Here is a 13,267-nt window from a genome sequence, read left to right as displayed (position 1 = left end):
ACGCTCCAGCGCCGTTCGACCGGCCGTCCCTAGCTTTCACACGGACATCGCGGCCAGGAGGTCTTCCATGACGAGCACATCCGACCGTCGGGTGGTAATCACCGGGATTGGCGTCATCGCCCCCGGTGGACTGGGCACCAAGGCGTTCTGGGAACTGTTGACCGCTGGCCGCACGGCCACCCGTACCCTGTCGTTCTTCGACGCCACCCCCTTCCGGTCGCGGGTGGCCGCAGAGGCCGACTTCGACCCGGTCGCCGAGGGCCTGTCGCCGCAGGAGGTCCGCCGGATGGACCGGGCGGCCCAGATGGCCGTGGTCTGCACCCGGGAGGCGCTGGCCGACAGCGGCTTCGAGGTCGTCGACCCGACCCGGGTCGGCGTCAGCGTCGGCACGGCGGTCGGGGCCACGATGAGCCTCGAAGAGGAGTACGTCGTGGTCAGCGACGGCGGCCGGAAATGGCTGACCGACCACCGGTACGCCACCCCGCACCTCTACGACTATCTGGTGCCGAGCTCGTTCGCCCGTGAGGTGGCGTGGTCGGTCGGGGCGGAAGGTCCGGCGACGGTGGTCTCCACCGGCTGCACGTCGGGCCTCGACTCCGTCGGCCACGCCCGGGAGCTGATCCGGGAGGGCTCGGCCGACGTGATGATCGCCGGCGCGACCGACGCCCCGATCTCGCCGATCACGGTGGCCTGCTTTGACGCGATCAAGGCGACCACGGCCCGCAACGACGACCCGACGCACGCCTCACGGCCGTTCGACAACAGTCGCGACGGGTTCGTTCTCGGCGAGGGTTCGGCGATGTTCGTCCTCGAAGAGCTCGAGCACGCCCGCCGGCGAGGTGCGCAGATCTACGCCGAGCTGGTCGGGTTCGCCTCGCGCTCCAACGCGTTCCACATGACCGGCCTGCGGCCCGACGGGCGGGAGATGGCCGAGGCGATCCGGGTCGCGCTCGCCGACGCCCGGCTGCCCGGCGACGCCGTCGACTACATCAACGCCCACGGCTCGGGTACGAAGCAGAACGACAGGCACGAGACGGCGGCGTTCAAGCGGAGCCTCGGCGACCACGCGTACCGCACCCCGGTCAGCTCGATCAAGTCGATGATCGGCCACTCCCTCGGCGCCATCGGCTCGATCGAGATCGCGGCGTCGGCCCTGGCGATCAAGCACGGGGCGGTGCCGCCGACAGCCAACCTGCACGAACGCGACCCGGAGTGCGATCTCGACTACGTGCCGCTCACCGCGCGTGAGCAGCAGACCGACGTGGTGTTGAGCGTGGGCAGCGGGTTCGGCGGCTTCCAGAGCGCGATGCTCCTGGCGCGTGTGGCATGACCACTGTCGTCACCGGGGTCGGGGTGGCCGCGCCCAACGGGTTGGGCCGCGACGCCTTCTGGAAGGCCACCGTCGCCGGGGTGGGTGGCATCGGGCCGATCAGCCGTTTCGACCCCTCGGGTTACCCCGCCCAGTTGGCCGGCGAGGTTCCCGGATACGCGGCGGCCGATCACATCCCGAGCCGGCTGATGGCGCAGACCGACCACATGACCCGGCTGTCGTTGACGGCGGCGCAATGGGCGCTGGCCGATGCGTCGGTCGACCCGTCGGCGCTGCCCGAGTTCGGCATGGGTGTCGTCACGGCCAGCGCGTCGGGCGGCTTCGAGTTCGGCCACCGTGAGCTGGAGAAGCTCTGGAGCAAGGGCTCCGAGCACGTCAGCGCCTACCAGTCGTTCGCCTGGTTCTACGCTGTCAACACCGGCCAGATCTCGATCCGCCACGGGATGCGTGGGCCGACCGGGGTGCTCGTCACCGAGCAGGCGGGTGGGCTCGACGCGGTAGCGCAGGCCCGGCGCCAGGTGCGCAAGGGCGTGCAGCTCGTGATGACCGGCGGTGTCGACGCGTCGCTCTGCCCGTGGGGCTGGACGGCCCAGCTCGCCAACGGTCTTCTCAGTACGGGGCGCGATCCGGCCACGGCGTTCCTGCCGTTCGACGCCAACGCGTCGGGTTACGTGCCGGGTGAGGGCGGGGCGATCCTCGTGTTGGAGGACGAACACACCGCTGCTCGGCGCGGGGCCGCCGTCTACGGGGTGATCGCCGGCTACGGCGCGACGTTCGACCCACGGCCCGGCACCGGCCGCCCGCCGGGGCTGCGTCGGGCGGCCGAGATGGCAGTGTCCGACGCCGGTCTCACACCGGCCAACATCGACGTCGTCTTCGCCGACGGCGCCGGTGTCGCGGAGCTCGACCGCGTCGAGGCCGAGGCGATCACCGCGGTCTTCGGCCCACGTGGGGTGCCGGTGACCGCGCCCAAGACGATGACCGGCCGGCTCTACTCGGGCGGGGCGGCGCTCGACCTCGTCTCCGCGCTGCTGTCCATCCGGCACGGTGTCATCCCGCCCACCACCAACATCCGCCAGCCGGCCGAGGGCCTGCACCTCGACCTGGTGCGCGACGTCGCGCGGGAGACACCCGTACGCGCGGCGCTCGTCCTCGCCAGGGGCTACGGCGGGTTCAACGCGGCAATGGTCGTGACCGACGAAAGGAATGGACGATGACCGACGCCAGCCTCGCCGCCGTCGCGAACTTCGACGAGCAGCAGGCACTTGACCTGCGTGAACGGCAGATCGCGGTGCTGGGAAGCGCCAAACAGATCGCCCACGTGATCTACGTGGTCACCGAGCTCGGTGTTGCCGACCTGCTCGTCGACGGACCGGTGCCCGTCGCCCAACTGGCGGCGGCGACCGAGTCGCACGAGGACGCGCTGCGGCGGATCCTGCGCGCGGCCTCCGCGGTCGGCATCTTCGACGAGCAGGAGGACGGGTCGTTCGCGCTGACCCCGCTCGGTGAGGGGCTGACGTCGGCCCGGATCGGCGGGCTGCGGCCGATGGTGCAGTTCAGCGGCGCCGACTTCAACCGCCTCCCGTACGCGGAGATCCTGCACAGCGTCCGCACCGGTGAGCCGGCCTTCAACAAGATCTTCGGCATGGGCTTCTACGACTACCTCCAGGCCCACCCGGAGGCCAACCGGTTCTTCGAAGGCTTCATGGCCCACTGGAGCCGGCGGCTCGCCGACCGGTTCGCGGCGGAGTTGGCGCCCGAGCGGTTCGGCCGGATCGCCGACATCGGCGGCAGCAACGGCTACTTCCTGGCCAAGATGCTCCAGCGTCACCCCGAGGGCACCGGTGTCCTCTTCGACCTGCCCGAGGTCGTGGCCGACGCCGAACCGCTGCTCAAGGAGCACGGTGTCACCGAGCGGGTCGAGGTGCGGGGCGGCGACTTCTTCACCGACGAGCTACCGGCGGGCGCCGACGCGTACATCCTGAAGTCGATCGTCCACAACTGGCCGGACGACACCTGCGTCAGGCTGCTGCGTCGGATCCGGGCGGCGATCGGGGACGCCGACTCCCGCCTCATCGCGATCGACCAGATCGTGCCGCCGCGCAACCAGTGGGACCACGCCAAGATCATCGACATCGACATGCTGGTGCTCTTCGGCGGCAAGGAGCGCGACCTCCGCGAATGGCAGGCGCTGTTCACCGCGTCCGGCTTCGAGCTGGTCAACACCCCCGCGTCCCGCGGCTGGGCCCTGCTCGAAGCGCGTCCGATCTAGGGAAGGAAGCCCGCAATGGCACACATCGGCATCGACCAGCCGGTCGTGACGATGGTCAACATCTTCACCGTCGAGCCGGCCAACCAGCAGAAGCTCGTCGACATCCTGATCGAGGCGACCGACGCGGTGATGTCCAAGGTCGACGGGTTCGTGTCGGCGAACATCCACGCCAGCCTCGACGGGACCCGGGTCGTCAACTACGCGCAGTGGAAGAGCGAAGAGCACTTCACAGCGATGCTCCAGAACCCCGAGGTTCACCCCCACTTCGGCGAGGTACGCGCGATCGCCACGCCGGAACGCCACCTCTACAAAGTCGTCTACACGGAGGACGCTCATGTCTGACGGAAGCACCGACGTCCTGATCGTCGGCGGTGGCCCGGTCGGCCTGTCGACCGCGCTCTTCCTGGCCCGCAAAGGGATCAGGCCGATCCTGGTCGAACGGCGGCCCCGGCTGTCGACGATTCCCCGCGCGACCGGTCTGCACGCCCGCACTGTGGAGATCTTCCGCACCGTCGGCCTGGAGCCGGCCGTGCAGGAGGCCGGCATGAAGATCGTCGGGCCGGGCGCGGAACTCGACCTCGTCCGCGCCGGCCGCGCCACGCCACTGGTCATGCTCGGCGCCCAGTCCCTGGCCGCCCTCGACAAGTCGTTCGTGATGGAGGCGCACGACGTCGACTACGACAAGTTCACGCCTAGCTGGCCGATCTGGTGCGGCCAGGACCACTACGAGCCGCTGCTCCACGACGCCGCCGTCGAGGCGGGCGCGGAGATCCGCTTCCAGAACGAGCTGGTCGGGCTGACCCAGGACCAGGACGGGGTGACCGCGACCATCAACGACAACGGCACGACACGCACCATCCGAGCGCGCTACGTCGTCGCGGCCGACGGCGTGAAGAGCCCCGTCCGCGAGATGCTCCAGATCGGCAACCGCAGCAACGGTGTGGCCGGGAACTTCGTCAGCATCATCTTCCGCGCCAAGGTCGACCTGCCCGACACCGCACCGCGGTTCACGCTGATCTACCTGATGAACCAGCTGGCCCAGGGTCTGCTGCTCTTCATCGAGCCGGGGCGGTGGATGTTCGGCGTCAACTACTACCCCGAGCGGGGGCAGTCGCCGGCCGACTTCACCCCGGAACGCTGCGTCGAGCTGGCCCGGATCGCGGCCGGTGACCCCGAGCTGGAGGTCGAGGTCGAGTCGGCCCAGCCCTGGGACGCGCGGCACATGGTCGCCGACGCGTACCAGTCGGCGCGTGTCTTCCTCGCCGGCGACGCCTGTCACGCCCACCCGCCGGCCGGCGGCTTCGGCGTCAACGCCGGCATCCAGGACGCGCACAACCTGGCGTGGAAGCTCGCCGACGTGCTTCAGGGGCGAGCCGACGAGAGCCTGCTCGACTCCTACGAAGCCGAGCGTCGTCCGGTCGGCGCGGCGACCGCCGACCAGGCATGGATGCTCTTCCGCACCCGGGGTCAGCTCGCCGACGAGGACAAGGCCGCTTACCGGGACTTCGTCATCGTGACGATGGGCTACCGCTACACCTCGAACGCGATCGTCGGCGCGCCCGCCGACACCGAGCTGCTGCCCCGCGAGCTGACCTTCACCGGCCAACCCGGATCGCGTGCCCCGCACGGCTGGGTCGACCACGACGGCGCTCGGGTATCCACGATCGACGTGCTGACCGAGGGCTGGACGCTGGCCACGGCCCCCGGCGACGACGCCTGGCTCGCGGCGGCCGAGGCGGTCTCCGCGACGACCGGGCTTCCGATCAAGGCGCTGACCGCCGGTCCCGACGGTGACCTCGCCGACGACGGCTCGTGGCTCGCGAGCTGTGGCGTCGGCCCCGGCGGGGCGCTGCTGGTACGCCCCGACGGCATCGTCGCCTGGCGCAGCGCCGGCCCGGTCGACGACCAGGCGCAGACCCTGACCGCCGCCCTGGCCACGATCCTGCGGGGAGCGTGAACACATGTCCTACCGCGCCCTCATGGTCATGCGGATGGCACCCAGCCACGCCGACGCGGTCGCCGAGCTCTTCGCCGAGCACGACAAGGGCGACATGCCCTACGTCGTCGGCATCTCGCGGCGCACGCTCTTCCGCTACCAGGACCTCTACATGCACCTGCTCGAGGCCGACACCGACGTCTTCGACAAGCTCCTCGCGGCCCGAGCCCGCGCGGACTTCCAGGAGGTCAACCGGCGCCTCTCGGCCCACCTGCAGCGCTACGCGCCGGACAGCATGACCGAGTTGCAGGACTCGTTGGCCACGCCCTTCTACACCTGGAGCCCCGAGACAGGGAGCATCACGTGACGCTGACCCGCCGCGACATCAACGACATGATGCAGGCATACAAGAAGACGAGCCTGCTGCGTACCGGCGTCGAGCTGGGCGTCTTCGACGCGCTCGCCGCAGGCCCGGCCACGGCCAGCGGGCTCGCTCCGAAGCTCGGCATCCACCCGCGGGGCGCACGCATCCTGCTCGACGCGCTCACCGCGATCCGTCTCACCGACCGGACCGGCGAGCACTTCTCGCTCACCCCGGCCGCCGCCGACCACCTGGTCAGCAGCCGTCCGGACTACCTGGGCGGAATGGTCAAGGTGATGTCGAGCGACTGGGAGTGGGACGCGCTGCGCGACCTCAGCGCGGCCGTACGGGCCGGCGGCACCGTGCTCGACGTGCACGCTGAGACCCCGGAGTACACCTACTGGGAGGACTTCGCCGCGTACGCGACGAAGGTCGCCCAGCCGACCGCCGAGGTGATGGCCGAGGCCCTCGCGCCGTGGACGAAGGAGCGCGCCGAGCTCGACATCCTCGACGTCGCCTGCGGGCACGGCGTCTACGGCTACACGCTCGCGCAGCACAACCCGCAGGCGGCGGTGACCTCGCTGGACTGGCCCAACGTGCTCGCCGTGACGGAGAAGCACGCCGAGCGGCTCGGCGTGCGCGACCGGGCGTCGTTCCTGCCGGGTGACATGTTCACCACCGATCTCGGTGGCCCCTACGACGTCGTACTGCTCACCAACGTCACCCACCACTTCTCCGAGGAGCGGGTGCATGAGCTGGTGACCCGGCTCGGTTCCGTGGTCAAGCCGGGTGGACGGCTGGTCATCGTCGGCTTCACCACTGGCGACGAGTCGCCGGCACTGGACCCGGCGCCGTACCTCTTCTCGGTGCTGATGTTGGTCTGGACCTTCGAGGGGGAGTCGCACTCCGTCGCCGCCTACAACCGGGCCCTCGCCGCGGCGGGCTTCGGCCCGGCCACCGTCCACCCGACGGACCTGCCGTTCCGAGTGCTCGTCGCAGAGAAGGGATGACCATGCATCGGCAACCGATCGTGAAGGTCGCCGCCACCGACGTGCCCGGCATCAACCGGATCGGCGGCGAGGTGCGGATCCTGCTCAGCCCGAAGACCGTCGACGCGACGGAGGGCTTCATGGGCACGGTCCGTCTGGAGCCGGGCGAGTTCCTGGCGGAGCAGTACAACCCGTACTCGGACAAGTTCTGTTATCTGGTGCGCGGCGAGGTCGTGATCCGGGTCGACGGCGCGGAGGTCAAGCTCACGGCCGACGAGGCCCTCATGGTCCGTCGCGGCCAGCGGCACCGCATCGTCAACGCCGGTGGCGAGACCGCGCTGATCGTGTTCCAGATCAGCCCGCTCGCGCCGCGTCCCGAGCTGGGCCACGTCGACACCGAGGAGGTCCCGCACCCCGAGTCGCCGGTGCCGCAGGTCGGCGGCGTGCGCGACGGGTGGCAACGACCGACGGGAGGAAACTCATGAGCCAGCTGACCCTCGACGACCTGCGTCGGATCCTGGAGACCAGTTCCGGTGTGGTCGAGCAGACCGACTGGGCCGATCCGGCGACGCTCGACGCGCCGTTCGAGGACCTGGGCTACGACTCGCTCGCGCTGTTGGAGCTGGCGGCGCGGGTGCAGCAGGAGTACGAGGTGCGCATTCCCGACGACGCCGTGTCGATCATGAAGACGCCGCGGCTCGCCGTCGACTACGTCAACCAACGACTCGCGGATCGGTGACCCCATGGCCGGACACACTGACAACGCGATCGTCATCAACGCACCGTTCGACCTCGTCTGGGACCTGACCAACGACATCCCCAACTGGCCCTCCCTGTTCAGCGAGTACGCCAGCACGGAAGTGCTCTCGACGTCCGCCGACGGGGCCGTCGTCTTCCGCCTGACCATGCACCCCGACCCGGCCGGCCGGGTCTGGAGCTGGGTCTCCGAGCGGGTGCCCGACCGCGCCGACAAAGTGGTGCGGGCACGGCGGCTGGAAACGGGCGCCTTCAAGTACATGAACCTGTTCTGGGAGTACACCGAGATCCCGGACGGCGGCGTGCGAATGCGGTGGGTACAGGACTTCGAGATGCGGCCGGGCGGCCACGCCGACGACGAGGGCATGACCGCCCACCTCAACCGGACCACACGTGAGCAGCAGGCACGCATCCGGGAGATCGTGGAGAAGGCCGCGGCCGAACGCGGGCAGTCATGACCGCCACCGTCAACACGCCCGTCGGTAAGAGCTGGCTGATCTGCCCGGGCTGCCGGGCGCTGCTCTACCAGCGCCGGGTCGAGCGCAACCTGGGCGTCTGCCCGGAGTGCGATCACCACGACCAGGTCACCGCACACCAGCGGATCGAGCAGCTCTTCGATCTCGACTCGGTCGAGGAGTTGCCGCCGGTCGACGCCGTCGGCGACCCGCTCGGGTTCGTCGACACCAGGCCCTATCCGCAACGGATCGAGGCCGCCCGTCGGCGCACCGGGCTGGACGAGGCAGTTGTCTGCGTCCGGGGCACTGTCGAGGGGCAGCCGTTGATAGCGGCGGTCATGGACTTCCGGTTCCTCGGTGGCAGCCTCGGCACGGGCGTCGGCGAGCGGATCACCCGGGCCGCCGAGTTGGCGCTCGAAACCCGTACGCCTCTGCTAATCGTCAGCGCCTCCGGCGGGGCCCGGATGCAGGAGGGCGTGCTGTCGCTGATGCAGATGGCCAAGACGAGCGCGGCGCTCGGAGCCCTCGACGAGGCCGGGGTGTTGACGATCTCGCTGGTCAGCGACCCGACCTACGGTGGCGTCGCGGCATCGTTCGCGACGCTCTGCGACGTCATTCTCGCCGAGCCGGGGGCGCGCCTCGGCTTCGCCGGCCCGCGGGTCATCCAGCAGACGCTGCGGCAGCCGCTGCCGGCCGGCTTCCAGACCGCCGAGTACCTCTTCGCCCGCGGCATGCTCGACGACCTGGTGCCCCGGTCGAACCTGCGGTCGACCATCGGCCGGTTGCTGGCCTTCGCGAGGGCCGACCGGCCCGCACCGGATCCTCACCCGGTACGGGCCACCGCGCCCCCCGAGTCGGCGGACCCGTGGGCGGTCGTGGCGCTGTCCCGCGATCTCGGTCGGCCATCCACACTCGACTACATCGGCCACTTCGTGGACGGTTTCGTGGAGCTGCACGGCGACCGGCTGGCGAGTGACTGCCCGGCGATCGTCGGCGGCGTCGGCCTGATCGACGGCCGGCCCACAGTGGTGATCGGCCACCAGAAGGGCCACACGGTCGCTGAGGTGGCCAGCCGCAACTTCGGCATGGCGACACCGGCGGGCTATCGCAAGGCGGCCCGGCTGATGCGCCTGGCCGAAAAGCTCGGCACGCCGATCGTGACGCTGATCGACACGCCCGGCGCCTACCACGGCATCTCGGCGGAGGAGAACGGGCAGGCCCTCGCCATCGCCGACAGCATCCGGCTGATGGCCGGACTGACGGTTCCGGTCGTCGCGATCGTGACCGGCGAGGGTGGCAGTGGAGGTGCCCTCGCCCTCGGCGTCGGCAACCGGGTGCTGATGCTCTCCAACGCCACGTACTCGGTGATCAGCCCGGAAGGCTGCGCGGCGATCCTCTGGAACGACTCCGGTCGGGCCGACGAGGCCGCCGCGCAGCTCAAGCTCCAGGCCGGTGACCTGCTGGCGCTCGGCATCGTCGACGGGGTGGTTCCCGAACCACAGGGCGGGGCGCCGGCCGATCCCGGGGCGACCGCGTCGGCCGTACATCGGGCGGTTGTCGACGCGTTCGCGGAGTTGGCCGGTCTCAACCGCGAGGAGGTGCAGGCCCATCGCCGGGCCCGCTTCCGACAGATCGGAGGTTTGACGAATGCCGGAGGGTAACGGCGACCCGCTGGACGCCGCGGTCCGCAGTCTCGCGCGGCTGATCGGGTCGACGCCAGGTCCGGTCCGTCGCGCCCGGCTCCAGCACGGCGACCTGGTGGTCGAGGTGGAGTGGCCGGACGGCGCACCCTGGGTGGCGGCGGTCCCGGCGGTCCCGGCGGTGGAGGCCGACGCCGGTCTGCACTACGTGTGCGCGCCGATGGTCGCGACGCTCTACCTCGCGCCGTCGCCCGGCGCTGACCCGTTCGTCAGTGAGGGTGACCAGGTCGTGCCCGGCCAGCAGGTCGCGATCCTCGAAGCGATGAAGATGATGATCCCGGTCGAAGCCGACCGCGCGGGCGAGGTCGTGAAGGTGCTGGTGCCCAACGCGACCCCGGTCGAGTACGGCGAACGGTTGATCGCCTTAGCTGTGTTGGAGGGCTGACCCAGTGTTCGAGTCGGTCCTGATCGCCAACCGGGGCGAGATCGCGGTCCGGATCGCCCGGACCTGCCGGGAGATGGGGCTGCGTACCGTGGCGGTCTACTCGACCGTCGACCGGGACTCGGCGGTGGTGCGGCTGGCCGACGAAGCCGTCCAGATTGGGCCGGGTCCCAGCCGGCGCAGCTACCTGAGCGCCCCGGCCATCATCGAGGCGGCCCGCCGCACGGGAGCCGACGCCATCCACCCGGGCTACGGATTCCTCTCCGAGGACCCGGACTTCGCCGAGATCTGCGAGGCCGACGGGATCACGTTCATCGGGCCGCCGCCCGCCGTGATGGCCGCGCTGGGCGACAAGGCCCGGACGCGGGGCATCATGGCGGGCCTCGGCCTGCCGGTGCTGCCCGGAACGACCGACGCCGTCGAGTCCGCGGCCCGCGCCCGCGCGGTCGCCGAGGAGATCGGCTTCCCGCTGATCATCAAGGCCGTCGCCGGTGGTGGCGGTCGGGGCGTACGGGTCGTCCGCGACCCGACCTCGTTCCTGGGCGAGTTCGCCTCCGCGCGGGCCGAGGCGCAGCTGCTCTTCGGCGACAACCGGGTCTACATCGAGCGTTACCTCGAGTCGGCCCGCCACGTCGAGGTGCAAGTGCTTACCGACCGCTACGGCAACGGCATCCACCTCGGCGAGCGCGACTGCTCGGTGCAGCGGCGTCACCAGAAGCTGATCGAGGAGTCGCCCGCGCCCGGGTTGCCGCAACACATGGTCGACCGGATGACCGCCGCCGCGGTCACCGGCGCGCTCGGTGTCGGCTACGTGGGCGCGGGCACCTTCGAGTTCCTGGTCGGCGGTGGGGACGACTTCCACCTCATGGAGGTCAACTGCCGGCTCCAGGTCGAGCACCCGGTCTCCGAGCTGGTGACCGGCGTCGACCTGGTGCGGCAACAGATCCTCGTCGCGGCCGGCGAACGGCTCGCGCTGACCCAGGCCGACGTGACGTCGCGCGGCACGGCGATCGAGTGTCGCCTCAACGTCGAGGACCCGGCGCGCGGCTTCGTACCGACGCCGGGTGAGCTGACCCGCTTCGACCTGCCCGCCGGTCCGTTCGTCCGGGTCGACACGCACGGGTACGCCGGTTACCGGGTGCCGGCCGACTACGACTCCCTTCTCGCGAAGGTGGTCGTCTGGGCACCCGACCGCCCTCAGGCCCTGGCCCGGATGGCCCGCGCCCTCGACGAGTGCGCCGTCGAGGGGCCAGGTGTGGCCACCACCCGCGACTTCCTCCGATCGACGCTCGACCACCCGCTGTTCCGTGCGGCGAAACACGACACCTCGCTGGTCGACACCATGCTCACCGGCCTCCAGCCGGACACCACCGAAGCTCCAGGGCGCCACTAACCGAAGGGTTCACACTGCTGCCGGTTCGCGGGTTTACGGCCCGTGCGTCCACGCGGGCGCCCGCGGACGGAAGGTGGCCGACATGGCAATTGACAACGCTTCTCGAGGTGTCAGCCGACGGCGATTATTGGCCGGAGTCGGCGCGGGGGCGCTCGTGGCCGGCACCGGGGGAGTCCTGCTCGACGCGACGCCCGCGGCGGCCGCGTTCTCCAACCGGTTCGGCCGGATGTTCCCGTCGCTGCCGGCGTTCGGGTCCGCGACGACCCAGATGCGGAACGCGCTGATCGACCTGTCGCGCGTCGGCGGCCCGATGGACGCCCGCGACCCGCTCAGCGTCGGTGCGGAGGCGCTCGCCGACCTGCAGCAGCACAGCATCAACAACCCCGACAACTTCTCGGTCCCGCAGGGCATGACGTACTTCGGGCAGTTCGTCGACCACGACCTGGCCTTCGAGACGACGGCGCCGCTGGGCACGCCGGTCGACCCGACCACTGTGCCCAACCCGCGGACGCCGGCCCTCGACCTCGATTCGCTCTACGGCGGCGGGCCGACCGCAAACCCGGAGCTGTACAACTCCGCCGATCCCGCCAAACTCAAGATCGAGTCCGGTGGGCGCTTCGAAGACCTGCCGCGCAACTCCAGCGGCAGGGCGATCGTCTTCGACCCCCGCAACGACGAGAACCTGCCGATCGCGCAGATAACGGCCGCGTTCATTCTCTTCCACAACCGGGTGGTCGACCTGGTACGCGCGCAGGGCACCCCGGCGGCACAGGTCTTCGGCGCCGCCCGGCAGCTTGTCACCTGGCACTACCAGTGGATCGTGCTCAACGAGTTCCTTCCGCTGATTGCCGGCCCGGGCGCGGTCTCCACGGTGCTCAGCGGAGGCCGCCGCTTCTACCGGCCGGAGCCGAACGCGACGTTCATCCCGGTCGAGTTCACCGCGGCGGCGTTCCGCTTCGGCCACAGCCAGCCACGACCGGCCTACCTGGTCAACCGCACCGGCAACGGCGGCGACGAGTTCTACGCCATGCTCTTCGACTCGTCGCTGAGCGGTGCCGACCCTGCCGACCTGCGCGGCGGGAAGCGGGCCGCTCGTCGCTACCTCGACCACCAGTTCTGGTTCCAGTTCTTCGACGGCCAGGTGCGCTGGAGCAAGTGGATCGACGTGCGCAACTCGACGCCGCTGTTCGGCTTCCCGCTGCCACCGCCACCGTCCGGCTCGCCGTCGGCCAACCTGCTCGGCCGCGACCTGCTCCGTCAGCTCACCTTCGGCATCCCGTCGGGCCAGCGGATCGCCGCACACATCGGGGCGCCCGCGCTCGGCAGCTTCAACTTCCCGGAGCTCAGCGGGTACGGCCTCGGCCTGGACTCCAACACCCCGCTCTTCTACTACATCCTCAAGGAGGCACAACTCCAGGCCGGTGGCGGCTCCTTGGGCGCCGTCGGTGGGCGAATCGTGGCAGAGGTGCTCATCGGCATCGCCCAGCTCGACCCGGCGAGCTACCTGAAGGTGCAGCCCAGCTGGCGCCCGACCCTGCCCGCCCGCTTCTCGGGCCAGTTCACGATGGCCGACCTGCTCACGTACGCCCGGGTCGACCCGGCCAGCCGCAACTCCTGACGGCGCCTGCTCCGCACCCGGGCCCGGGCGGCCCGGTGTGCGGAGCATGAGCCCGGTTGAACGGGACTCCAACGG

The 13,267-nt window shown here is 70.5% G+C and carries 14 protein-coding genes; all 14 read left to right on the top strand.

Annotated elements, in window-relative coordinates; genetic code table 11:
- Window positions 1-67: 67 nt before the first annotated feature.
- The 14 genes from ACIA47_RS07315 (at window position 68) to ACIA47_RS07250 (ending at window position 13,192) form a co-directional block, all read left to right on the top strand.
- Window positions 68-1,330, top strand: coding sequence for a beta-ketoacyl synthase (locus tag ACIA47_RS07315; RefSeq protein ID WP_124861448.1), 1,263 nt, complete (start codon window positions 68-70; stop codon window positions 1,328-1,330).
- Window positions 1,327-2,547, top strand: a complete 1,221-nt coding sequence (locus ACIA47_RS07310) for a ketosynthase chain-length factor (protein ID WP_396706196.1) — start codon at window positions 1,327-1,329, stop codon at window positions 2,545-2,547. The genes ACIA47_RS07315 and ACIA47_RS07310 overlap by 4 nt, the downstream gene beginning before the upstream one ends.
- On the top strand, window positions 2,544-3,602 hold the full coding sequence (locus tag ACIA47_RS07305) for a methyltransferase (protein WP_396706194.1): 1,059 nt from the start codon (window positions 2,544-2,546) through the stop codon (window positions 3,600-3,602). The genes ACIA47_RS07310 and ACIA47_RS07305 overlap by 4 nt, the downstream gene beginning before the upstream one ends.
- 15 nt (window positions 3,603-3,617) lie before the next feature.
- On the top strand, window positions 3,618-3,944 hold the full coding sequence (locus ACIA47_RS07300; protein ID WP_091394929.1) for an antibiotic biosynthesis monooxygenase: 327 nt from the start codon (window positions 3,618-3,620) through the stop codon (window positions 3,942-3,944).
- On the top strand, window positions 3,937-5,559 hold the full coding sequence (locus ACIA47_RS07295) for an FAD-dependent oxidoreductase (protein ID WP_396706192.1): 1,623 nt from the start codon (window positions 3,937-3,939) through the stop codon (window positions 5,557-5,559). Before ACIA47_RS07300 ends, ACIA47_RS07295 begins: the two co-directional genes overlap by 8 nt.
- 4 nt (window positions 5,560-5,563) lie before the next feature.
- Complete coding sequence (locus tag ACIA47_RS07290; RefSeq protein ID WP_396706190.1) at window positions 5,564-5,905, top strand: TcmI family type II polyketide cyclase; 342 nt, start codon at window positions 5,564-5,566, stop codon at window positions 5,903-5,905.
- Complete coding sequence (locus tag ACIA47_RS07285; protein ID WP_396706188.1) at window positions 5,902-6,909, top strand: methyltransferase; 1,008 nt, start codon at window positions 5,902-5,904, stop codon at window positions 6,907-6,909. Before ACIA47_RS07290 ends, ACIA47_RS07285 begins: the two co-directional genes overlap by 4 nt.
- Before the next feature lie 2 nt (window positions 6,910-6,911).
- On the top strand, window positions 6,912-7,373 hold the full coding sequence (locus ACIA47_RS07280) for a cupin domain-containing protein (protein WP_203121591.1): 462 nt from the start codon (window positions 6,912-6,914) through the stop codon (window positions 7,371-7,373).
- Window positions 7,370-7,627 (top strand): acyl carrier protein, encoded by a 258-nt coding sequence (locus ACIA47_RS07275; RefSeq protein ID WP_130406896.1) that lies wholly within the window; start codon window positions 7,370-7,372, stop codon window positions 7,625-7,627. The genes ACIA47_RS07280 and ACIA47_RS07275 overlap by 4 nt, the downstream gene beginning before the upstream one ends.
- A gap of 4 nt (window positions 7,628-7,631) precedes the next feature.
- Window positions 7,632-8,102 (top strand): SRPBCC family protein, encoded by a 471-nt coding sequence (locus tag ACIA47_RS07270; protein WP_396706185.1) that lies wholly within the window; start codon window positions 7,632-7,634, stop codon window positions 8,100-8,102.
- Window positions 8,099-9,760: an acetyl-CoA carboxylase carboxyltransferase subunit alpha gene (locus tag ACIA47_RS07265; RefSeq protein ID WP_396706183.1), complete on the top strand. Its 1,662-nt coding sequence runs from the start codon at window positions 8,099-8,101 to the stop codon at window positions 9,758-9,760. Before ACIA47_RS07270 ends, ACIA47_RS07265 begins: the two co-directional genes overlap by 4 nt.
- On the top strand, window positions 9,747-10,184 hold the full coding sequence (locus tag ACIA47_RS07260) for an acetyl-CoA carboxylase biotin carboxyl carrier protein (RefSeq protein WP_396706181.1): 438 nt from the start codon (window positions 9,747-9,749) through the stop codon (window positions 10,182-10,184). The genes ACIA47_RS07265 and ACIA47_RS07260 overlap by 14 nt, the downstream gene beginning before the upstream one ends.
- A gap of 4 nt (window positions 10,185-10,188) precedes the next feature.
- Window positions 10,189-11,574 (top strand): acetyl/propionyl/methylcrotonyl-CoA carboxylase subunit alpha, encoded by a 1,386-nt coding sequence (locus tag ACIA47_RS07255; protein ID WP_396706179.1) that lies wholly within the window; start codon window positions 10,189-10,191, stop codon window positions 11,572-11,574.
- An 82-nt stretch (window positions 11,575-11,656) separates the two neighbouring features.
- Entirely contained in the window at window positions 11,657-13,192 is a 1,536-nt protein-coding gene (locus tag ACIA47_RS07250) for a peroxidase family protein (protein ID WP_203121585.1), read from the top strand.
- Window positions 13,193-13,267: the final 75 nt, after the last annotated feature.

The organism is Micromonospora sp. NPDC051227 (assembly GCF_044455385.1).
Taxonomy (GTDB): Bacteria; Actinomycetota; Actinomycetes; order Mycobacteriales; family Micromonosporaceae; genus Micromonospora.
This window is presented reverse-complemented; position numbering and strand designations above follow the sequence as displayed.